17 protein-coding genes are annotated in these 21885 nt (G+C 72.8%); 8 read left to right on the forward strand and 9 right to left on the reverse strand.

Translation table 11 applies throughout. From position 1 onward, the window contains the following. Positions 1–122: 122 nt before the first annotated feature. The 3 genes from ACFXAZ_RS32755 to ACFXAZ_RS32765 form a co-directional block, all read right to left on the reverse strand. Positions 123–2264 (reverse strand): putative bifunctional diguanylate cyclase/phosphodiesterase, encoded by a 2142-nt coding sequence (locus tag ACFXAZ_RS32755; RefSeq protein ID WP_384598532.1) that lies wholly within the window; start codon positions 2262–2264, stop codon positions 123–125. Further along, the gene (locus ACFXAZ_RS32760; RefSeq protein WP_384598534.1) at positions 2261–3073 is read right to left on the reverse strand and encodes an SAM-dependent methyltransferase; all 813 of its coding nucleotides are present in this window, start codon (positions 3071–3073) and stop codon (positions 2261–2263) included. Before ACFXAZ_RS32760 ends, ACFXAZ_RS32755 begins: the two co-directional genes overlap by 4 nt. A 327-nt stretch (positions 3074–3400) precedes the next feature. Then, positions 3401–4336, reverse strand: a complete 936-nt coding sequence (locus ACFXAZ_RS32765) for an SCO0930 family lipoprotein (RefSeq protein ID WP_384598536.1) — start codon at positions 4334–4336, stop codon at positions 3401–3403. A 1552-nt stretch (positions 4337–5888) separates the two neighbouring features. On the opposite strand from ACFXAZ_RS32765, the gene ACFXAZ_RS32770 reads away from it, so the two are divergent. From ACFXAZ_RS32770 to ACFXAZ_RS32780, 3 genes are all read left to right on the forward strand, one after another. Further along, positions 5889–6017: a hypothetical protein gene (locus ACFXAZ_RS32770; protein WP_384598538.1), complete on the forward strand. Its 129-nt coding sequence runs from the start codon at positions 5889–5891 to the stop codon at positions 6015–6017. A 15-nt stretch (positions 6018–6032) separates the two neighbouring features. Then, positions 6033–6797, forward strand: a complete 765-nt coding sequence (locus ACFXAZ_RS32775; RefSeq protein ID WP_384598540.1) for a hypothetical protein — start codon at positions 6033–6035, stop codon at positions 6795–6797. Positions 6798–7020: 223 nt separating this feature from the next. Beyond that, positions 7021–7566, forward strand: a complete 546-nt coding sequence (locus ACFXAZ_RS32780; protein ID WP_384598542.1) for a hypothetical protein — start codon at positions 7021–7023, stop codon at positions 7564–7566. A 142-nt stretch (positions 7567–7708) separates the two neighbouring features. On the opposite strand, the gene ACFXAZ_RS32785 is transcribed toward ACFXAZ_RS32780, so the two are convergent. Continuing rightward, a complete protein-coding gene (locus tag ACFXAZ_RS32785; protein ID WP_384598585.1) occupies positions 7709–8218 on the reverse strand; it encodes a hypothetical protein in 510 nt (169 codons plus the stop codon). Positions 8219–8747: 529 nt separating this feature from the next. Between ACFXAZ_RS32785 and ACFXAZ_RS32790 the strand changes: the two genes are divergently transcribed. Then, complete coding sequence (locus tag ACFXAZ_RS32790; RefSeq protein ID WP_384598544.1) at positions 8748–9419, forward strand: class F sortase; 672 nt, start codon at positions 8748–8750, stop codon at positions 9417–9419. A gap of 27 nt (positions 9420–9446) precedes the next feature. On the opposite strand, the gene ACFXAZ_RS32795 is transcribed toward ACFXAZ_RS32790, so the two are convergent. Both ACFXAZ_RS32795 and lysX read right to left on the reverse strand, forming a co-directional pair. Next, positions 9447–10283, reverse strand: a complete 837-nt coding sequence (locus tag ACFXAZ_RS32795) for a polysaccharide deacetylase family protein (RefSeq protein ID WP_384598546.1) — start codon at positions 10281–10283, stop codon at positions 9447–9449. A 151-nt stretch (positions 10284–10434) separates the two neighbouring features. Beyond that, entirely contained in the window at positions 10435–13719 is a 3285-nt protein-coding gene (lysX, locus tag ACFXAZ_RS32800) for a bifunctional lysylphosphatidylglycerol synthetase/lysine--tRNA ligase LysX (RefSeq protein ID WP_384598548.1), read from the reverse strand. A gap of 127 nt (positions 13720–13846) precedes the next feature. Here lysX and ACFXAZ_RS32805 point away from each other — a divergent pair, with 127 nt between their 5' ends. After that, the gene (locus tag ACFXAZ_RS32805) at positions 13847–14317 is read left to right on the forward strand and encodes a universal stress protein (RefSeq protein WP_384598550.1); all 471 of its coding nucleotides are present in this window, start codon (positions 13847–13849) and stop codon (positions 14315–14317) included. Positions 14318–14457: 140 nt separating this feature from the next. Here the strand turns inward: ACFXAZ_RS32805 and ACFXAZ_RS32810 are convergent, their stop codons facing one another. Beyond that, positions 14458–15612 carry a CapA family protein gene (locus ACFXAZ_RS32810; RefSeq protein ID WP_384598552.1) on the reverse strand — a complete coding sequence of 385 codons (1155 nt, stop codon included), beginning with the start codon at positions 15610–15612 and terminating at the stop codon, positions 14458–14460. Between the two features lie 182 nt (positions 15613–15794). Between ACFXAZ_RS32810 and ACFXAZ_RS32815 the strand changes: the two genes are divergently transcribed. The 3 genes from ACFXAZ_RS32815 (at position 15795) to ACFXAZ_RS32825 (ending at position 17924) form a co-directional block, all read left to right on the forward strand. Further along, positions 15795–16352, forward strand: a complete 558-nt coding sequence (locus ACFXAZ_RS32815) for a sigma-70 family RNA polymerase sigma factor (protein ID WP_384598555.1) — start codon at positions 15795–15797, stop codon at positions 16350–16352. 176 nt (positions 16353–16528) lie between these two features. Beyond that, complete coding sequence (locus ACFXAZ_RS32820; protein WP_384598557.1) at positions 16529–17044, forward strand: hypothetical protein; 516 nt, start codon at positions 16529–16531, stop codon at positions 17042–17044. 226 nt (positions 17045–17270) lie between these two features. After that, positions 17271–17924, forward strand: a complete 654-nt coding sequence (locus tag ACFXAZ_RS32825) for a hypothetical protein (protein ID WP_384598559.1) — start codon at positions 17271–17273, stop codon at positions 17922–17924. Positions 17925–18171: 247 nt separating this feature from the next. On the opposite strand, the gene ACFXAZ_RS32830 is transcribed toward ACFXAZ_RS32825, so the two are convergent. Continuing rightward, the gene (locus tag ACFXAZ_RS32830; RefSeq protein ID WP_384598561.1) at positions 18172–19035 is read right to left on the reverse strand and encodes an Fpg/Nei family DNA glycosylase; all 864 of its coding nucleotides are present in this window, start codon (positions 19033–19035) and stop codon (positions 18172–18174) included. 444 nt (positions 19036–19479) lie between these two features. Then, on the reverse strand, positions 19480–21567 hold the full coding sequence (locus ACFXAZ_RS32835; RefSeq protein WP_384598563.1) for a SpoIIE family protein phosphatase: 2088 nt from the start codon (positions 21565–21567) through the stop codon (positions 19480–19482). Positions 21568–21885 lie beyond the last annotated feature (318 nt).

Raw genomic sequence — 21885 nt, forward strand, 5'->3', positions numbered from 1 at the left:
CCTGAAGAACCGGGCGTTGCGGTCGCGCCCTGCCTTTAGGGGCGCGGGGAACTGCGCGAGCGACCACACACCACCCGCACCCCGAAGCGGCGATCAACCAGGCAGACGGAGCCGCTCGGGAATCAACCCGTCGCGTCGACCAGTGCCAGGTCATGCAACCGGTCCGGCGGGCCGGGTCTCGCGTAGTACCAGCCCTGCGCCGTGTCGCAGCCGAGTATCCGCAACTGCTCCGCCTGCGCACCGGTCTCCACCCCCTCCACGGTGACCGCGAGGTCCAGGCTGTGGGCGAGGGAGACGATCCCTTCGACGATCTTCAGATCGACGGGATCCGCCGGAAACTGCTGCATGCTCTGCGTGAAGGACCGATCCAGCTTGAGGATGCTCACCGGCAGCCGCCGGAGGTTGGCGAGGTTGGAGTAGCCCGTGCCGAAGTCGTCCAGGGCGATGTCCACCCCCATCTCGGCCAGCCGCCGCAGCGGCTTGAGGAGATCGTCGTCGGCACCGATCAGCGCGGACTCGGTGACCTCCAGGCAGAGCGCCTCGGGCGGGACACCGGTCGCCTCCAGGATCTCCACGGTGTCCTGGACCAGGCCGGGATGGGTGAGCTGGCAGGGCGAGAGATTGACGTTGACCCGCAACGGCCCGGACGCGGCGCCGTACCGCTCGCTCCACTCGTACGCCTGGCGCACCGACTGCTCCAGGACCCAGCGGCCCAGCGGGACGATCAGGCCGGTGTGCTCGGCGAGCGGGATGAAGCGGTCCGGGCCGAGGACGCCGTGCTGCGGGTGCAGCCAGCGCACCAGCGCCTCGGCGCCGCGCACACTGCCGTCGCCGAGGTGGACCAGCGGCTGGTACTCGATGAAGAACTCGCCGCGCTCCAGGGCGGCCGGCAGCGCGGTGGTCAGACCGTGCCGGGTGATGGCGCGGGCGTCGGCCTCCGGGTCGGCCAGCTCGAAGCGGTTGCCGCCCGCCGACTTCGCGCGGTACATCGTGATGTCGGCGCTGCGCAGCACCTCCGCCGCGCTGCGCTCACCGGCCGCCGGACCCTCGACGATGCCGATGCTGCCGCGCACGGTCAGCTCCCGGCCCTCGATGCGGACCGGTGCCAGCAGGGCGTTCATGATCCGGGTGGCGAGTTCGTCGACCTCGCGCTGGGTGTGCGGGCCGGTGGTCAGGGCCACGAACTCGTCGCCGCCGAGCCGGGCCACCATCTCGCCGGGCGCGGTGGCGCAGGACTGGAGCCGGTCGGCGATCTCCACCAGCAGCCGGTCACCGGCCGCGTGGCCGAGGCTGTCGTTGATGGTCTTGAAGCCGTCCAGGTCGAGGTAGCACAGGCCGAAGCGCTGGCCGGGCCCGGCGCCGAGCGCCTTCTCCAGGCGTTCGAAGAACAGGGTGCGGTTGGGCAGCCCGGTGAGCGCGTCGTGGGTGGCCTCGTAGCGCAGCCGCAGATTGAGCAGCCGGCGTTCGGTGGTGTCCTCCATCAGCGCGAGCTGGTACTGCGGGTTGCCGTCGGGGTCGCGCAGCAGGGAGACGGTGAGATTGGTCCACAGGACCGTTCCGTCGGGCCGGTAGAAGGCCTTCTCCACGTGATAGTGCTCGCGCTGGCCGCCCACGAGTTCGTCGTAGAGCCGCCACACATGGGGGGCGTCCTCGGCGTGCGTCCAGTCCTTGACGTTGCGACCGCGTATGTTCTGCTCCCCGCCGCCGAACATCCGCGTCAGGGCGGCGTTGGTCTCCAGGACATTGCCGTCGAGGTCGGCGATGCCGACGCCTATGGCGGCGCCCTCGAACACCGCGCGGAAGCGGGCCTCGCTGGCGTGCAGGGCCTGGGCGACCACGCCTTGGGCGCGCAACGCGGCCTGCGCGATGGACTCCTGCTCGGCGAGGGTGCGGGCGCGCAGGGCGTGCGCGAATCCGGCGGCCATGGCGTGCTGGATACGGGAGGAGCGGGCCCGCAGATCGTCGCGGGGCCCGTCGTCGCCGCAGTAGAGCACCAGATAGGCGTCCACGCAGTCGAGGGTGCGGCTGAGGGCCTCGGGGTCGGTGCAGTGCGCGTCGACCAGGGCGGCGCCGAGGGCACGGGCCTCGGCCGCGTCGTACGTCCGCGCGCGCAGTGCCTCGCTCATCCGGCGGGCGAGCGGCAGCAGTTGTTCCTCGAACTCGGGGCGGGTCAGCGCGGTCGGGGAGACGGGGAACACCGCCCGGCTCCAGATCGTCGCGAACCGGCGCAGCCGGTCCTCCGGCCCGTCCGGCTCCGCGCTCACGCCGTACGTCCCACGCCGGCGAATCCGGAGAACGCGTAGGGATCCTCGTCCTCCGGTGCGGTGTCCGGGCGCCAGGAGGCCGTCTGCACCAGTCCGGGTTCCACCATGTCGTACCCCTCGAAGAACCGCGCGACCTCGTCGCGCGAGCGCATGATCAGCGGGTTGCGAATGTCCTTGTATACGTCGACCACGCCGCCGGCCCGCTCCGGTGGCATGGGTATTCCCTCGTACGAGGCATGGGTGATGACCAGCAGGCTGCCGGGCGCGAGGGCGTCGCGCAGCTGGGCCACCGCCGCGTACGGGTCGTCGGAGTCCTCCACGAAGTGCAGGACCGCGACGAGCATCAGGGCCACCGGCCGCTCCAGGTCGAGCAGCCGCCGCACCTCGGCACTGCGCAGAATCTCCAGGGGCTTGCGCAGATCGGCCCCGACCACGCCCGCGTCGGGGTTGCCGTCGAGCACCTGCCTGCTGTGCGCGACGGCGACCGGGTCGTGGTCGACATAGACCACGGGGGCGCCGGGACAGGCGTTCTGGGCCACCTCGTGGACATTGCCGAACGTCGGAATGCCGGAGCCGATGTCGAGGAACTGGGTGACGCCCTCGGCGACGGCGAAGCGGACCGCGCGGCGCATGAAAGCGCGGTTGGCCTGCATGATCTTCGGAAGTCCCGGCAGGAACTCCATCGCCTTGCGGGCCGCTTCCCGGTCGACCTCGAAGTTGTGCGAACCGCCCAGGTAGTAGTCGTAGATACGCGAAACGCTCGGCACCGAGATGTCGATGCTCCGTGGTGCCCAGGCGGGACGCTCCATGTATCTCTCCAGGCGTTGGCGATCCGGTGTTCGAGCTGAGGCTACTGATCGCCCGCCAAAGGAGCGAGCCGAAACGGAAATTGACCATCCGTTCCCGGTCACACTGCCGCTGGCACATGCCGTGCGCGTGAGGTGACGGGGCCTCACGAAAAGTATCGGAGACGTTTCGCTGGGTGCCGAAACGGGGTCCCGGTTTTCGAACACGCCGAAGCAGTCCATCTCCCCTGGAAAACGTTTCCGTCGGGAATCGCCCGTCGGGAATCGTTTTGCGGAACGCGGGGTGATGGACTGCCCGGAATGTGCGGCTCCGCGGCGGGAGCCTCGCGGCTACTCCTTGCCGGGGGCGCCGATCGGCTTTCCGTCGGGGGCGACCGCGTACCAGGTGCCGCCGACGCCCTGGCCGTTGGTGTCGCCGGGGGCCCGGTCACCGGCGAAGGTGTAGATGGGCCAGCAGTTGACCGTCTGCTGCTTGGTGCCGTCGGGGCGGGTGAAGCTCATCAGGCCCTCCTTCTGCACGCCCTCGGTGTCATTGGTGGCGACCGGGGCGACGACGGGCCACTTCTCCAGGCAGTCGCCGGTGCAGGCGGAGACCGGCTCGGGCCAGGCCTCGTCCTTCAGGAAGCGGTAGACGGTCATGCCGTTCTTGTCGACGACGTGCTCCCCGAGTTCGGGGTCCTCCCGGGTGGACAGTCCGGGCAGCACGGCCAGTTGGGCCTTCCTGCCGTCGGGCGCGAGCGCGAACCATGTGCCGTTGACGCCCTGGCCCTCGGTGTCGCCCGGGTTGACGTCCTTGGCGTACCGGTACGCCGGCCAGCCGCCGACGGTCAGCTGCTTGGTGCCGTCGGGGCGGGTGATCTCGCCGAGCAGTTCGGCGTCGACGCCCTCCCCGGCGCCGGCGTCGTCCGACGGGACCGGCGGCCATGCCGTGGCGCAGTCGCCGTCGCAGTTGGTCTTGGGGGGCTCGGCGGTGTCCTGGTCGAAGCGGTAGAGCGTACGGCCGTCGGCGTCGGTGAGGACATCGCCGAGTTCCGCGTCGGCGGTGACGGCGAGCTGTCCCGCGGGGGTGTTCGGTACGGCGGCCTCCTGACCGGCCTGGGCGTCGACGCCGCTTCCGGCGCCGGGGGTCCCGTATCCCGGCGCGGGCGCGGTCGCACCCACGTTCTGGCTGGCCGACCGACCCGCGCCGTCCTGACCGCACGCCGTCGTCAGCGCCAGCACGGCCACAGCGCTCGCCACGAGAGAGGCGCTCCGCCAGGTTTTCATCGTCAACTCCCCATCATCACCCCGAGATTGCGGCACCCTGCTCCGCCACCGCACGACCAGGGGTACGGGGGCGGCGGCACGCCCGTTCAAGACCGAGCGGGATTTCTTTCCGCGGCCTGTGAGGGGAGAGCAGCGGAGGGGGCGTCCGGGGACAGCGCGGGACGCCGGGGGGACGGCTGCGGCAGGCCCGGCGAGCGGATGCGGGGCGCCCGGGGGAGTGGATGGGGGACGCCCGGGGAGTGGATGCGGGACGCCCGCAGGACAGCGCGGGACGCCCAGGGACGGCTACGGCACAACCCACGAGCGGACGCGAGACGCCCACAGGGTCAAGGCAGGACACCCCGGCAGCGGACACGGGACGCCCGGAGGAGAGTACGGAACGTCCTGAGCTGCGGCAGGCCGCCCGGCGAGCAACTGCGGCGCGCCCGGAGGATGGTGTGGGGCGCCCGGGGAGTGGAAGCGGTGCCTCCCCCCGAGCGGACGCGGGGCGCCCGGGGACCCGATGAGGGCGTCAGGCGAGCGGACGCGGGACGCCCCGGCAGCGGACGCGTGACGCCCGATGGTGAGTACGGGACGTCTCGGGCTGCGGCAGGCCGCCCGGCGAGCAACTGCGGGACACCCGGAGAACGGTGCGGGACGCCCGGGGAGTGGAATCGGTGCCTTCCCCCGAGCGGACGCGGGGCGTCCGGCGAGCAACTGCGGGGCGGTGGGGGACAGCGCGGGACACCCAGGGGGCTGCGGAACGCCCGGCGAGCGGGGCGTGAGGCGCCCGGGAGCGGACGCGGGGCGCCCGAGAGCCGATGCGGGATGTCCGGGGACAGCGCGGGACGGCTGCGGCAGGTCCGGCGAGCGGATGCGGGGGGTCCGAGGAGCGGATGCGGCAGGTCCGGGGGGACGTCGAGCCTGGCTTCCCGGGTTTCGGGGGTTCAAACCTTCCGGCCGCAATATCCCTCCTTCGGGGCAATCCCCGGGTACCCGGGCGTGCCGTTTGCCGGGGGCACTCATGATCTGCGTCGTGCATGGACCCGAACGGACCCGATCCGCCGTCGCCACCAGGGCGTTGGCCGTGCTGTCGCTGACCTGGGCGCTGGCCGGCGCGCCCGCCGGTCCGGCCGCAGCGCACTCCTGCGCCTGGGCCTCGACCGGACCGGGCGGCATCGACGCCGTGGCGGTCGCCGGGAGCGGCGGCCGGCTCATACCGCTGACGTGCCCGACGCCGACGCCGACACCGACACCCACACCGACCCCTACGCCAACACCCACCCCGACGCCGACACCCACGCCGGTGCCCACGCCCCCTCCCCCCGTGCCGAAGCCTCCCCCGCCGTCCCCGCTCCCCCCGCCGCCCGAGCCCAAGCCCACCCCGACCCCGGAGCCGCCGCCCCCGCCACCACCCCCGCCGAGGCCCGCCCCCGCGCCGCCGCCTCCCCCGCCACCACCTCCACCGCCCCCTCCCCCGCCGCCTCCGGCGCCCGCGCCCGCGCCCCGCCCCACGCCCACTCCGACCCCGAGCCCGACCCCCACACCCACCCCGCGGCCCTCCCCCACGCCGGTGAGCTATCCGCCGTACCGGCCCGCGACCCATCAGCAGGCCACCCACGGCGGCACCTCGCCGCTCACCTTCGTCCTGCTCATCACCGTGCCCGCGGTGCGCGCCGTAGCCGCGCTGCGACCGCGCTGACTCTGGAGGCATCCCTTGCCGGAATGGCTTGTTCTCACTCTCGCGATGCTGGCCGCCTGCGCCTTGGTGGTCGCCATCACGCTGGTCCGCAACCGCGCCGCGTCCGACGACGAGGACCCCTCCGAGACCCCGGACGTCATCGAGTACATGACGATGTGGATCGGCGTCGTCTACGCGATCGTCCTGGGCCTGGCCATCGCGGGGGTCTGGGAGGCCCGCAACATCGCCCAGGACCACGTCCGCGCCGAGGCGCAGGCGCTGTACGAGATCTCCGAGCGGGTACGGGTCTATCCGGCCGAGGCACGGGACCGGATCCGGGACGATGTCAATACCTATGTCGGACACGTCGTCGACACCGAGTGGAAGACGATGGCCGACGAGGGGAAGATCACGGAGCGCGGCGACGAGCTGATGGCCCGTATCCGCTCCGATGTCACCGACTACCAGCCGGGCAACGACTTCGAGGCGCAGGCGTACCAGCCGCTGCTCGACCAGGTGACCGCCGCCTCCCAGGCCCGTAGCTCCCGCGCCGACTCCCTGGGGGCGACCATGCCGGGGGTGGTGTGGTTCGGGCTGATCGCCGGAGCCGTCATCACCGTCGGCATGGTGCTGGCACTCCAGATCCGCCGCACCTTCCGCGAACTCGTCCTCGCCGGGCTGTTCTCCGCGCTGATCGCCTTCCTGCTCTTCCTCATCTGGGACTTCGACGCCCCCTACAGCCGGGGCGTCACGGCGTCCGCCGAACCGTTCCTCAATCTGTTCCCGGGCATCGGGGACTGACGGACTGACGGACCGCCGGGGATTCACCGGGGGCGTCGCCACGCCGGGCCCATCCCCCGGCCGTACCAACCGAGTCCCTCCAGCGGCCCAGCCGTATGCCCCATTCGCACGACTGCGTTCGCGCGCCTGTGCGGATCTTCCTAGCGTTTCGGTTGTCGAGGTGCATTTCTGGCGCCGGCGGAACAGGTCCGCGGCTGCTCCTCGGGGACCCGGAGGATTCACCATGCGCGCGATACGCGTCGGCTCGGCCGCACTGCTGGCCGTCAGCGCCCTTGCTCTCACCACCCCCGTCGCACAGGCGCGTGGTGAGGAGGAGTCCCGGCTGCGGGTCTCGGTGGCCCCCCGGACCATCGCCGCCGGAGGCCGGGTCAGTCTGCGGGCCGAGGGCTGCGAGCGCGAGGTGCGGGTCTCCTCGGGCATCTTCGACGATGTCACCATCTCCCGGGGCCGGGGCAGCGTCGAGGCCACCATCGACCGCGAGGCCAGGAAGGGCGCGGTCTACGAGGTGAAGTTCCACTGCGGCACCTTCTGGGAGACCGCCGAACTCACCGTCGCCGAGGGCCGCCACGACTCCTCGTACGACGACGGCTACTCCGACTACTCCGGCTACTCCGACTCCGGGTATCCGGAGCGCGGTGTGCACGCGGGTGAGGGCGGTTCCTTCGCCGGGTTCGACATCAAGGAGATCGGCCTCGGGCTCGCGCTGATCGCCGGCTCGGTCGGGGCCGCGTACCACTTCTCCCGCCGGTCCGCCGGGGAGAGCGGCTGACGCCTCCCGCACCGGCAGGGCTTCGCCCCGGATTCCCGTCGCGGGTCCGGGGCGAAGCCCTGTTCATGTGCGTCCGGCGTGCGTCTCACGTGCGTCTCTCGGGCGTCTCTCGAAGGGGGTGAGAGGTGGCGGGGCGGGCGGGTCAGAAACGCTTCTCGGCGCGGCGGCGCATCCAGAACACGCCGCCGCCCAGCAGGGCCGCCCCGACCAGGCCGCCCCCGATCGCCATGTCGGTCGGCGTGGCGCCGTTGGTGCTGCTGCCGCCGAGGCCGCCGCGCACACCGCCGATGACGGTGAAGGCACGCGGGCGGGTCAGGGTGGCGCCGTCGCAGTTGACGTGGATGTCGTAGTTGCCGGGGCGGGCGTCGCGGTGCACGGTGGCGCGGCCCCTGGCCGGTTCCGCGGCGCCGCGGGTGGGAGTGAGGGTGGTCGGGCGGAAGGCCCGCGAGGAGGCGGTGCCGCCGTTGCGGCAGCCGTCGACCGTGATGGTCAACTGCCCGCCGCGGGCGATGACCTGGGGCCTGGCGACGATGTTGCTGGGGCCCCGATCGCGCCGGTCCCCGAGACCGCCTCGATCGGAGACCTCGCCCCGGTCACCGAGGCCGTCACCGCCGAGTCCGCCCCGGTCGGCGAGTTCGTCCCCGCCGCCCAGGCCACCCCGGTCGGCGAGTACGCCCCCGTCATCGAGTCCGCCCCGGTCCTCAAGGACCGTGTCGTCCCTCACGCCCGAGTCGTCCGCGAGGCCGCCTCCTTGACCGGGACTCTCCCAGGCGACGGCCGCGGGGGCGGCGAGCCCCACGACGGCGACCGCGGCGACCGAGGCCGCCAGGGTTCTGGCAGTACGCATGTGATCCTCCGCGGAAGGCGCCCCGGGATCCGTTTCCGGTCTTTGAGCGAGATAGCACCTCCCAGATAGACCCTCAGATGCCGTGCGCACACGCGCATTTCGGCGATGGTCCGTCCTGGTGAGGCAACACGCCGGGGGAAAACCGCGCAATCGGATATTGCCGCAGGTCACGGACCGTCAGAAAATTCCTGCTCGCGCCGACTCGGATGGCTCACCGGGAAAGGGCCGGGACCACCCGTTCGCATCTGTCCCCGCGCCGGTTTCCGCCCCGGCACTTAGCGTTTTCCCCATGCGCGACTGACGCGGCGACGGCCGCGTCGAGAGGGGATGGCGAATGTCTGCTTCCGAGCTGGCCGAGCTGGCGGAAGAGGAGGAGCGGCGCAAGCGGCGCGCCCCCTGGGGCGTGATAGCGCTCGTGCTGCTCACCGGGCTCGCGCTCATCCGCAACGGTTCGGGGGAGTTCGACGAGGGCCCGCCGCAGCCCGCGTCCGCCGCGGCGGAGACCCGTACGGTGCCCGGCGCCACCTTCGGCAAGGAGCTGTCACCGCTGCCCTACGCGATCCCGGACCGGGTGCGGATCCCGGCGATCCAGGTGGACGCGCCGATGATGCCGGTGGGTCTGGACGCGGCGGGCTGGGTGGACGCGCCACCGCCGGAGGACCCCAATCTCGCCGGATGGTTCACCGGTGCGGTCTCCCCCGGGGAGAAGGGCACGGCCGTGGTCGTCGGCCATGTCGACAACAGCCAGGGGCCCGCCGTGTTCTACGGGCTCGGCGCGCTGAAGCAGGGAAATCACGTCGAGGTGGCCCGCCGGGACGGAAAGACCGCGGTGTTCGAGATCTACGGCATCGAGGTGTTCGAGAAGAACAACTTCCCCGGCGACCGGGTCTATGCCTCCAAGGGCACCGCTGAATTGCGGGTCATCACCTGCGGCGGCGGTTTCTCCCAGCAAAATGGCTACGACGGTAATGTCGTCGTCTTCGCCCGCCTGGCCGAGGTCCGCTGACCGGATCCCGGCCGGGCGGGCCGCCCGTCATGCGGGGTGCCGGCGGGGCACGGTGATGTGGTAGCCCGCGTCCAACAATTGCGGCAGATAGTCCCGCAGCGCCTGCACGCTCTGCGAGCGGTCGCCGCCGGCGTCGTGCGAGAGCACCACGACGCCGGGTCCGGCGCCCTCGTGGACCCGCTCGACGATCGTGTGGGTGCCGGGGGTGGTCCAGTCGAGGGTGTCGACCGTCCAGGCCAGTGGCTCCATGCCGAGTTCCGCGCCGAGCTGGAAGGCGGCCCGGTTCCAGGCGCCGTAGGGCGCGCGGAACCAGCGCGGCCACTCGCCGACGGCCTCCTCGACGGCCTCGCAGGTCCCTTCCATCTCGCTGCGGATGGCCGACCGGCCGAGCGAGGTCAGCAGCGGGTGGGACCAGGTGTGGTTGCCGATGACGTGACCGGTGTCGGCCATCCGCTCCAGCAGGCCGCGGTTCTCCACGACCATCTCCCCGCACACGAAGAACATCGCGGGGACGTCGTACGCGGCGAGGGTGTCGAGGATGTCCGGGGTGTAGCGGGGGTCGGGGCCGTCGTCGAAGGTCAGCACCATGGTGCGGCCGATGGTGTCCACGCTCAGCAGCGGTTCGGTGCGCACGGGGAGGCGGCGGGGGGCGGTACGCGGCGCGCCGTGGCCGGTGAGCGGCTGGAGGCGGTAGGCGGACGGTTTCTGCGGAACGCGTGCCGGGGCCGCCGGCGGGCCGGGCGCGGAGGGGGCGGGTTCGCCGCCGGAGCGCAGGGAGAACAGGCCCGCCGTACCGGCCGCGCCGAGCGCGGCGAGAGTGCCCAGGAGTGCTCGGCGGCGGGTGAGGAACTGATCCTTCGTCATGACTCATGGGTCGCCCAGTGGGGGCCTGGCGCACCGTAGCGACACCGGGGTGGTGGGGGGATTGCACCCGGGTGGACCAGTCGGCTGGGCTGATCGGGCGGGTGGGGTGCCAGGGGTATGGGGGTGGGTGCGGCGCCGTTGAACAAGGGCGTCACTGTGAGCCATGTGTCCAGCGGACCAAGGGGAACGGGAGGGTCTCTCTGATGGTTCGGTCCGTGAGGAACATGATCAGGCGGTCCACTCCGATGCCCAGGCCGCCGGTGGGGGGCATGGCGTATTCCAGGGCCGTCAGGAAGTCCTCGTCGAGTTCCATGGCTTCCGGGTCGCCGCCCGCCGCGCGGAGGGACTGGGCGGTGAGGCGGCGGCGCTGTTCGACGGGGTCGGTGAGTTCGGAGTAGGCGGTGCCGAGTTCGGTGCCGAAGGCGACCAGGTCCCAGCGTTCGGCGAGGCGTGGGTCGGTGCGGTGCTGCCGGGTGAGCGGGGAGACGTCGGTGGGGAAGTCCTTGTAGAAGGTCGGGAAGCGGGTGCGCTCCTCGACCAGTCGCTCGTACATCTCCAGGATGATGTCGCCGTGGCCGTCGTCGGCGGTGTACGGGACGTGGGCGCGGTCGCAGTGCCGGTGCAGGGCGGGCAGTTCCGTGTCCGGGGTGATCTCCTCGCCCAGGGCCTCGGAGAGGGCGTCGTGGACGGTCCTGACGGGCCAGGGCCCGGAGATGTCGTACTCCTGGCCGTCCTTGCGGGCGACGGGGTGGCCGAAGGCGGCGGTGGCGGCGGCCTGGATCAGTTCTCGGGTGAGGTCGAGCATCACGTCGTAGTCGGCGTACGCCTGGTAGGCCTCCAGCATGGTGAATTCGGGGTTGTGTTTGTGGGAGACGCCCTCGTTGCGGAAGGTGCGGCCCATTTCGAAGACCTTCTCCAGGCCGCCGACGCACAGGCGTTTCAGATACAGCTCGGGGGCGATGCGCAGGTAGAGGTCGAGGTCGTAGGCGTTGCTGTGGGTGGTGAAGGGGCGGGCGTTGGCGCCGCCGTGGATCTGCTGGAGCATCGGTGTCCCGACCTCCAGGTAGCCCCGGTCCAGCAGGCCCTGGCGCAGGGCCTGGACGGCGGTGGAGCGGGTGCGGACCACCGACCGTGCCTCGGGGCTGGCGATCAGGTCGACGGAGCGCATGCGGACCTTGGTCTCGGGGTCGGTCAGGCCCCGGCGTTTGTCGGGCAGCGGGCGCAGGCATTTGCCGGTGAGCCGCCAGGAGGTGACGAAGACGGTCGCCTCGCCGCTGTCGCTGGTGCCCGCGCGGCCGGTGGCGGTGATGTGGTCGCCGATGTCGGTGTCCGCGCGGAAGGCGGCGAGGGCGGGCCCGCAGCCGTCGCGGGTGAGGGCGAGCTGGTGGTCGCCGGACCAGTCGCGCAGGGTGAGGAAGAGGATGCCGCCGAAGTCGCGGACCCGCATGATCCGGCCCGCGACGGTCACCTCCCCGGTGGCGGGCAGGTCGGCGAGGGCATGGGTGCGGGGCGGGACGCCGACGGGGTAGGGGTCGGTGCCCTCGGCACGCAGCCGGTCGAGCGTGCGGTGGCGCAGCCGGATCTGTTCGGGGAGGGCGGCCAGCGGGTCGCCGGGGCCGGTCCCGTCGCCCGTGCCGGGGGCGAGCGGGGGCAGGGCGGCGAGGGCGGCCGGGCGCCGGCCGTCCTTGGGGTGGCCCTTGCGCCAGAGCTTGCGCAGGGAGGGTACGGAGACGAAGCCCTCGGCGATGCCGGACGCCAGGCCGATCCGGGCGAGGGAGGCGGCCTCGCCCCAGCAGATGAAGCGCGGGTACCACTCGGGGTGGTACTTGGCGTTGGAGCGGTAGAGCGCCTCCAGCTGCCACCAGCGTGAGAAGAACAGCAGCAGGCCGCGCCAGAGCCGCAGCACCGGTCCGGCGCCGATCCGGGCGCCCTCCTCGAACACCGAGCGGAACACGGCGAAGTTGAGCGAGATCCGGCGGACGCCGAGCCGGGGGGCGGCGGCGCACAGCTCGTCGACCATGAACTCCATGACGCCGTTGGGCGCGGAGCGGTCGCGGCGCATCAGGTCCAGGGAGACCCCGTCGCGGCCCCAGGGCACGAAGGAGAGCAGCGCCAGCAGCTTGCCGTCCGCGCCGAGCGCCTCCACCAGCAGACAGTCGCCGTCGGCGGGGTCGCCGAGCCGGTCCAGGGCCATGGAGAAGCCGCGTTCGGTCTCGGTGTCCCGCCAGGCGTCGGCCTTGTCGACGAGGTCGCGCATCTCGTCGTCGGTGAGGTCGGCGTGGCGGCGGATGCGGCTGGTGGCGCCGGTGCGGCGGACCCGGTGCACGGCCTGCCGGGCGACCCGCATCTCCCGGCCGTCCAGGTCGAAGGCGGCCACGGACAGGATCGCCTCGTCGCCGAGCTGGAGGGCGCCGAGCCCGGCGCGGGCGAACGCCTTCGCGCCCTCCTCGGAGGCGCCCATGACGGCGGGCGCCCAGGCGTGCCGGCGGGCCCGGTCCAGCCAGACGGCGATGGCGTGCGGCCAGGCCTCCCGGTCGCCGACCGGGTCACCGCTGGCCAGGCAGACACCGGCCTCGACGCGGTAGGTGACGGCGGCCTTGCCGCTGGGTGAGAAGACGACGGCCTTGTCCCGGCGGGTGGCGAAGTAGCCGAGCGAGTCCTGGGCGCCGTACGCCGCGAGCAGGGCGCGGATCCGGGCCTCCTCGTCGTCGTGCAGGGCGGCTTCCAGGCGCTGGGAGCGGAACAGCGCGGCGGCGGCGTTGAGCAGGGCGAGAGCGCCGAAGAGGCCGAGCAGGAAGGCGAGCTGACGGGGTGGGCGGCCGTCGAAGGCACCGGGGCCGATCAGGCCGCCGCACACCCGGTCGGCGGCCCAGGCCAGGCGCTGGCTCTGCGGCAGGGTGCCCGGGAACAGCTCCACCAGGCCCCAGCCGGTCAGGGTCGCCACCACGATCCCGGCGATCAGGACGGCGAGCGCCCGCCACACCGCGCCCCGGCGGGAGGCGGCGTAGAACTCGTCCCTGGCGGTGATCAGCAGGACCAGGGCGAGGGCGCACACGATCAGCGAGGCCAGCGAGGCGGAGTACATGCCGAGCGTCACGGCGAAGGCGTCGGTCAGGATCAGCAGGCCGAGATAGACGACGACCAGCCACCAGGCGACCTTCTTGCGGGCGGCGGTGGCGGCGGCCAGCAGGAAGAGGAAGACGGCGTAGGCGAGGTTGGCGCTGACCGGGACGATCACCGCGTCCAGGACGTCCACCACCGGGCGCAGCGGGATGCGCAGCGGGGGGATCAGGGCGAGCAGGGCGGAGAGCAGTCCGAGCGCGCCGAAGAAGACGGCGAAGCCTTCCGGGACCCTGCCGAGCGCTCCGCCTCCGGGCCGCCCGCCGTCTCCGTCCGGTGCCGTCCGGGGCGGTACGGCGTCCTGGGTCGCGCTCATGCCCTCGACTCTAGGAAGCCCGCGCCCGCCTCGCGCGTCGGCGGCGCCCGGCGGCGACCCGTGGAACGTGGAAAGGGGACGGCGTGCGACCGGCGGCCGGAGCGGGGGTGTCCGATAGCCTCGGGGCGTGACGGAACAGGAATCCAGACCGTTCGAACAGTTCGAGCGCGGCACGGACGGACCGAGGGTCATCGTCGTCGGGGTGGACGGCTCCGATTCCTCGCTGCGGGCCGCCGCGTACGCCGGGGGGCTGGCCCGTCGGCAGCGCGCGCTGCTGGCGGTGGTGTACGTGCAGCCGATGCTGGTGGCGGGGGCGGCGCTGGGGGCTCCGGTCGCCGACACCACCGGGGAGATCGCGGAGGATCTGGTGGCGCAGATCCGGGAGGCCACCGAGCGGGCCAAGGGGATATTCGATGTGCGCTGGGAGTTCCACACGTTTCGCGGGGACGCGTACAGCGGGCTGGTGAAGGCGGCGGACGACTTGAAGGCGGACGCGGTGGTGGTCGGTGCGTCGGAGCGGGCCGGGCATCGGATCGTGGGGTCCGTGGCGGTCCGGCTGGTGAAGGCGGGGCGGTGGCCGGTGACGGTGGTGCCGTAGGACGGTGGGGCGGGGGGCGGGGGTCTCTGCGGGGTTGCGGTGAGGTGCCGGGTGCGGGTGTGCGGGTGTGCGGGTGTGCGGGTGGCTGGTCGCGCGGTTCCCCGCGCCCCTTTGGGACGCTTCACGCCCCGTCGTGCGGGTCACTCCCCCATCGTCAGTCCGTTCTCCGCGGCGCCCTGGCTGAGCACCACCTCGCGGATCTGGTCCCGTACGGAGGTCAGGTCGGCGCCCTGACGGATCGCCTGGTTGAGGTTGACCACGCGGCCCGCGTCGATGTCGTACAGCTGGGGGATGAACTCCGCCTTGCTCACCTCCCAGCGGGCGCCCTTGCGGGTGGGTGGGGAGAAGGTGAAGCGGCCGAGGGTGGACTGGTTGCCGCGCGGGTCGAAGTCGCCGTCGAAGTTGAACATCTCGCCCGCGACCTGGTCGCCCATCCCGTAGATCACCCAGGTGCCGTTGACCTTCTGGTACGCCTGCGGGACATGGGCGTGGGTGCCGAGGATCAGGTCGATGTCGGGTCGGCCCTTGGTACGGGACGCGGTGAGCCGGTCGGCCAGGGTGAACTGCCGCTCGTCCGGGTCGTCCTGCCACTCGGTGCCCCAGTGCAGGGAGATGACGACCACCTCGGCACCGGCCCGGCGGGCGGCGCGGGCGTCGGCGACGATCCGGGCCTCCTCCATCGGCGCGACCGCCCAGGGCTGTCCGGGCGGGAGCGCGATGCCATTGGTGCCGTAGGTGTAGGCGAGGTGGGCGACCTTCGCCGTGCCCGCGTCGTAGCGGGTGGCGGTGCGGGCCTCGGCCGCACTGCGGGCGCTGCCGGCGTGCCGGACGCCCGCGCGGTCGAGGGCGTCGAGGGTGCGGGCGACGCCTTCGGCGCCGTCGTCGAGGCTGTGGTTGGAGGCGGTGGAGCAGCCGTCGTAGCCGGTCCGGGCCAGGCCCGAGGCCACCTCGGGCGGGGATTTGAAGCTGGGGTAGCCGGTGTAGTCGCCGTCCTCGCCGTAGACCGTCTCCATGTGACACAGCGCCAGATCGGCGCGGGCGACGACCGGCCGGATCCCTTCGAACATCGGGGCGAAGTCGTATCCGCCGCCGACCGCGTCGTAGTGGGCGCGGGCGATGACCGATTCGTGCGGGAGGACATCGCCGGAGGCGACGAGGGTGAAGCCCCGGGGGGCGGCGGACGGGGCCGGCTGTCCGGTCCGTTCGCCCGGTCCCCGCTGCTGGGCCTGGCAGGCGGCTCCCGCGGCGAGTACGACCGTGAGGGCAAGGGCCACCTGCCGACTGCGTGCGATCATCTCTGGTCACCTCACTGTGGGCCTATTTTCATATGAATAGGTACGAAGGTGGGCACTCCCCCAAACAGCCTCGGCGCCTGCGGTAACCGTTCGTCGTACCGTTCGCCGACGCGTTCGACCGTCCGCCGCAGGACCGTGTGCGTCCTCTGGGCCGATCGGGCCCCCTGCGATGCCATACGCGCATGACGGCCGCAACCACCCCGGTGACCGGGACCCACGGGACGACGACCGCCGAGCACGAACTCGCCGCCTTGCAGCGCGAGCACGGCCGGCCCCTCTTCGCGCTGCTGCTGCGGCTCAGCGACGGGGACCGGCAACGGGCCGAGGACCTCGTCCAGGAGACCCTGGTGCGCGCCTGGCAGCACCCCGAGGCGCTGCGCACGGACGCCTTCGACTCCGTACGGCCCTGGCTGCTGACCGTGGGGCGGCGGCTCGCCATCGACGCGCGGCGGGCGCGGCAGGCCCGGCCGCCGGAGGTCGGTGACGCGGTCCTGGAGAACGCGCGGGTGATCGCCGATCACGCCGAGCGCTCGGCCGCCACGGTCGATGTCCGCGAGGCTGTGAAGACACTCACTCCGCAGCACCGTGAAGTCCTGGTGCTGGTGTATTTCCAGGGGGCGAGTGTGGCGGAGGCCGCGGCGGCGCTCGGCGTCCCGCCCGGTACCGTGAAATCGCGCGCGTACTACGCGCTGCGCGCCCTGCGGAGGGTGCTTCCGGGATATGCGACTGACCTGCGCTGAAACCGACTGCTGGGTCAAGCTTTCGCAAAGCGCCTTGCTGAGTACCCCGGTTGAGTAATCGGCTGTCCTCATCCGTGTTCCGGATCGGGGGCCGGATGCCCGGTGGGGCCCTGGCCGCCCGGCCGGGCCCGGCTGGACGTGGCCGACGCGCGCGCACCGGAGGAAGGCAGGAAGGGATGCTGTACAGAGGTCATCAGAGCACGGACGGCACCGACGGCGGAGAACTCACCGTCCCCATGGCGTGGTTGTACGCCGAGTACATCGCCGACGAACTGCTGCGGACCGGCGACCTCATGCCGCCGACGTCGTTCGAGTTCCGGGCCGGGCGGGACGCGCTCGCGCTCACCGTCTTCCTCTCGGACACCGACGGCGAGCTGTCCGGCATCAGGGTGGTCACCCAGCTGGAGACCTGGCTGTCCCTGACCGCGTACGACCAGCCCTGGCAGGACTGGGTGCGCGAGCGGCTGGAGCAACTGGCCGAGGAGACGGCCGCGTCGGGGCATCCCGCGCCCGATCTGGAGCTGGCCGAGGCGGCCTGGCGCTGGCTCCAGGAGACCGAGCTGCTCGCCCCCGACCTGAACGCCGTGCCCGGCGGGGGCGCGCCGGCCGGCGAGGACGAGGGGCCGAAGGTGTGGACACCGGCGTGGCAGCTGGGGCTGCCGCTGGGGCATCTCGCGATCCATCTCTTCTAGGCCTCTTCCCTCCCCCGGCGGCCTGCCTCCGGGGGCCTGTGACATGGGTGTTCGGGCGTTCCGGACTCGGCCGTGGATCCCGCCGATCCATGGCCCGGACCGCTCCGGACCCCTGGTCACGATTCCGTGGGCGGCTTGAGTGATTCGGCGGTGCGGTGCGTACCGGTGGGAGCAACGAGTGAGCAGCGAGTGACTCCACCCGCACCCAACGGCACGAGGATTCGGCATGAGGTCCCTGGAACGGCATCGCGACGTCGCCGCGTACGCGCTCGGCGTGCTGAACGAGGCGGATGCCTTCCGCTTCGAGGACCACCTCATGGAGTGCCCGCTGTGCGCCGCACGGGTGACCGAGTTCGGGCCGGTCTCGCGCCAGCTGATGCTCTATCGCCGGGCCACCCCGCGTGCCGTCCACCCGCTGACCGGTCCCGGCCCCCGGCTGCTGGACCGGCTGCTCGCCGAGGTGGCGCTCCGGCGGCGGGCCGGACGCCGGCGGGCGCGGTACGCGGTGGCCGCCTCGGTGGTCCTCGCGGTGGCCGGACCCGCGCTCGCCGTCCTGGCGGGCGGCGGCGCCGGGCAGCCGGTGCGGGTCGAGGCGACGGACGCGCGTTCCGGGGTCTGGGCGCGGGTCACCGCCGAGGACAGGGTGTGGGGCGGCGAGGTGGAGCTGAGGGTCAAGGACGCGGCGGGCCCACGCCCCTGCCGGCTGGTCGCCGTCGGCCGGGACGGCACGGAGGAGACAGTGACCAACTGGGCTACTCCCGGACGCGACGCCCGGCCCCACACCCTGCGCGGCGGCACGGCACTGCATCCGGACGACGTCTTGCGCTACGAGGTACGCGCGACGAACGGCGAAACGCTGGTGACGCTGCCGGGCGCCTGAGGCGGGGGCGCCGTGCGGGCGCCTGAGGCGGGGGCCGCTCTGCGGGCCACCTGACGCGGGGGCCGCCGCGCCGGGCACCCGACACGGGGGCCACCCCGCCGGGCGGGGCTACCTCAGCAGGCAGGGCATCCGGCGGTCCGCGAGAGACCTGCCGCCGGTCTGGCAGGTCGGGCAGCACTGGAGCGAGGAGTCGCCGAGGGCCACCGCGCGGGGCGCCTGACACAGGGGCCACCCCGCCGGGCCGGGCCTACCTCAGCAGGCGGGACATCCGGCGGTCCGCGAGAAGCTTGCCGCCGGTCTGGCAGGTCGGGCAGTACTGGAGCGAGGAGTCGCTGAAGGAGACCTCGCGGATGGTGTCGCCGCACACCGGGCAGGGCTGCCCGGTCCGGCCGTGCACCCGTAGCCCGCTCTTCTTCTCCGCCTTGAGCCGTCCGGCGGCGACGCCCCGTGACCGCTCCACGGCCTCGGTGAGGGTCTCGCGCAGGGCGGAGTAGAGCCGGGTGGTCTCCTCGGGGGTGAGGGACGCGGCCAGCTTGAACGGGGACATCTTGGCGGCATGCAGGATCTCGTCGCTGTACGCGTTGCCGACGCCGGCGATCAGGCTCTGGTCGCGCAATGCACCCTTGAGCTGCCGCCGCTCGTCCTTGAGCAGCGCGGCCAGTCGCCCCTCGTCGAAGTCGTCGGCGAGCGGGTCGGGACCGAGCCGGGCAATGCCGGGGACCTCCTGCGGATCGTGTACGACGTACACCGCGAGCCGCTTCTGGGTCCCGGCCTCGGTCAGGTCGAAGCCCTCGCCGGTCTCCAGGGCGACCCGCAGGGCGAGCGGGCCCTTGCCGGGCCGGGGCGGGCCGTCGGGCAGCCGGTCCCTCCAGTGCAGCCAGCCCGCGCGGGCCAGATGAGTGATGAAGCGCGGGCCGCCGCCGGTCTCCAGGTCCAGGAACTTGCCGTGCCGGTGCACCGCGACGACCTCGCGCCCCTCGATCGAGGAGAGCGGAGGGTCGTACGTCTTCAGCACGCTGATCGCGACGGGCAGCACACGGACGATCTCATGGCCGACCAGTTGCTCGGCCAGAAACCCCTTGAGCGCCTCGACCTCGGGTAGCTCCGGCATAGGTCCCAGGGTGCCACCGGGGGCACGGGGGCGCGGCCCGGCAGCGGGTTGGGGGGAGCGCCGGGCAGGGGCGGGGTGGTGTCGCGGGGTGCGGGCAGGTCCACCGGGTCACGCTGCGGCGGCGGCGCGGGTGCCGATCGGTCTACGGGCGACGGTCCGGCAGCGGCGGCGTAAGCGGAACACGGAGTCACGGCGCGGCGGCTCACCCGGAGCACAGCCCGGCCCCGGCGGGGCGGGGGTGCGGGCGGATCCACCGGGACACAGCCCCGTACCGGCACACCGGTGCTCCGCCCCACCGACCACCGACCCAGCACCCCAGCACCCCAGCACCCCAGCACCCCAGCACCCCAGCACCCCAGCACCCCAGCACCCCAGCACCCCAGCACCCCAGCACCCCAGCACCAGCGTGTCACCGCCCCCGGCGGGGCCCTGGCCGCAGCCCCGTCAGTGCCGCAGTGGGACCACGAACTCGCACCACACGCATTTGCCGCTGCCGCGGGCCTCCACTCCCCAGACGTCGGCCAGGAGGTCGACCAGCATCAGGCCGCGGCCGGAGACGCCGGACATGCCGGCCTCGCGGCGGCGGGGCAGGGCGCTGGAGGTGTCCTCGACCTCGACGCGCAGGGTGCGTTCGGTGCCGCCGAGCACCCGCAGGGTGACGATCGCGGCGCCCTCGGTGTGCATCAGGGCGTTGGTGATCAGCTCGTCCGCGACCAGTTCCACCTCGTCGGCGCGGTCCACCGCGCCCCAGGCCCGCACCGCCGCCCGGATCAGATGCCGGGCCTCGGCCAGCGCCTCGGGATCGCCGGGGGCCACCTGCTGCTGGAGCCGGCCGCCGGTCTGCGGGGCGTCCAGGCCGCGGCGGCGCAGCAGGAGCAGCGCCACATCGTCGTCGCCGCCGCGCTCCTCGGCCTCCGCGATCAGCAGATCGGCCAGTGCGCGTACGTCCTGCGGGCCGTCGGCGATGAGCGCGGTGAGCGCCTGCATCCCGTCGTCCAGGTCGGCGCCGGGCTGTTCGACCAGCCCGTCGGTGCACAGCAGCAGGGTGTGCCCGGGGTCCAGCTCGACCGTCCCGACCGGATACTCCAGCCGGCCGAACTCCGCCGACAGGCCGAGCGGCAGCCCGCCCTCGACGGACACCCGGCGGCAGCTGCCGTCGGTGGTGCGCAGCAGCGGGTCGATATGCCCGGCGCGGACCAGCTGGACCACCCCGGTGGCCAGGTCGGCCTCCGCGTAGAGGCAGGTCGCGAAGCGGTCGGTGTCCAGTTCGTGCAGGAAGACGGAGGCGCGGGCCATCACCGTGGCCGGGTTGTGCCCCTCGGCGGCGTAGGCGCGCAGCACGATCCGCAGCTGGCCCATGACGGCGGCGGCATGGGTGTCATGGCCCTGGACATCGCCGATGACCGCGCCGACCCGGCCGCCGGGCAGCGGGATCAGGTCGTACCAGTCGCCGCCGATGTCCCGGCCCTTGGCCCCCCCGATGGCGGCGGCCCGGTAGCGCACGGCGACATCGGCGCCGGGCACGCTGGGGATCGTGCGGGGCAGCATGGCCTGCTGCAACCCCTCGGCGATGTCCTTCTCCTGCTCGTAGAACATCGCCCGTTGCAGGCTCTGCGCGATGCTGCTGCCCAGCGCGACCAGGATGTCCCGCTCCTCCTCGGTGAAGCCGCGCCGGTCGCTGTAGAGCAGGCCCATCGCGCCGATCGGGCGGGCCTGGACGATCAGCGGGAGATAGGCGGCGGCCGTGATGTCGAGATCCGTGATGTGCGGCCACAGGATCGGATAGCCCTCGGCGAACTCGTCCGGCGACTCGATGAACCGCGGGACGAGCGTCCGGACCACCTCGCTCATCGGGTACGGCTCGTCTATCCGGGTGACCCGGGTGCCGGGGACGAAGCTGCCCTCGGGTCCCTCCGCGATCAGCCGGATCCGGCCCGCCTCGACCAGGCCCATCACCAGGCTGGTCGCGCCCAGGTGGGTGACGCCGTGGGTGTCCTTGAGGACGTCGATGACGTCCTGGATGGTCCGGGCGTGGGCGAGCGCGGCCGTGGTCACCTGGACGACGTTGCCCTGCCGGGGGCGTACCTCGTGCCGCGTCACCCGGCCGGCGCGCGCCGCCGGCTCCCGCAGCTCCTGGGTGGCGTCCCTGACGACCCCGACGATCCGGCTGGGCCGTCCGGCGCCGTCGCGCCGGATGTAGCCCTGGGTGTGGGTCCAGCGCAGGGTGCCGTCCCGGCGGCGGACCCGGAAGTAGGCGCCGTAGTTCTCGCTGCCGTCCTTGATGGCCTGGGTCACCAGCGCGTCCAGGCGCAGGCCCTCGTTCGGCAGGACGCGGTGCGCCAGGGACTCGGGGTCGCCGTCGAACTCCCCCGGGCGCAGGTCGAAGATCTCGAACGCCTGGGCGTCCATGTGGAAGAGCCCGGCGTCCAGATCCCAGTCGAAGGTGCCCATGCGATTGAGCGCCAGGATCGGATCCGGGTGGGCGGGCCAGTCGTCCGGGAGTGACAGGGCGCTCGCTCCCCGATCAACCATGGGCCCACCTTGTCAGGATTTGACCGATTCTTCGAGTTCTTCGAGCGGTCCGGGGGTCGGACGGGGGGCGAGTCCGCCGACCGGTACGACCCGGACGCCTGGGTGCCGCCCGGAGGGCACGGGCGGAGAGCGCGGAGGCGACAGGGACCCCGCCCGCGTCGCTGTGGTCTGCTTCACTCACCCGGGTCACCCGAGCGCCGTGGACAGCCACACACCGTGACAGCCACACACCAGTGACAGCCACACACCGTGACGGCCGCGCGCGGGCGGTCCAGGGCGTCCGGTGGCGGGCGGCAGAATGGAGAGAAGGAGCGCACG

The organism is Streptomyces sp. NPDC059477 (assembly GCF_042749375.1).
GTDB lineage: Bacteria > Actinomycetota > Actinomycetes > Streptomycetales > Streptomycetaceae > Streptomyces.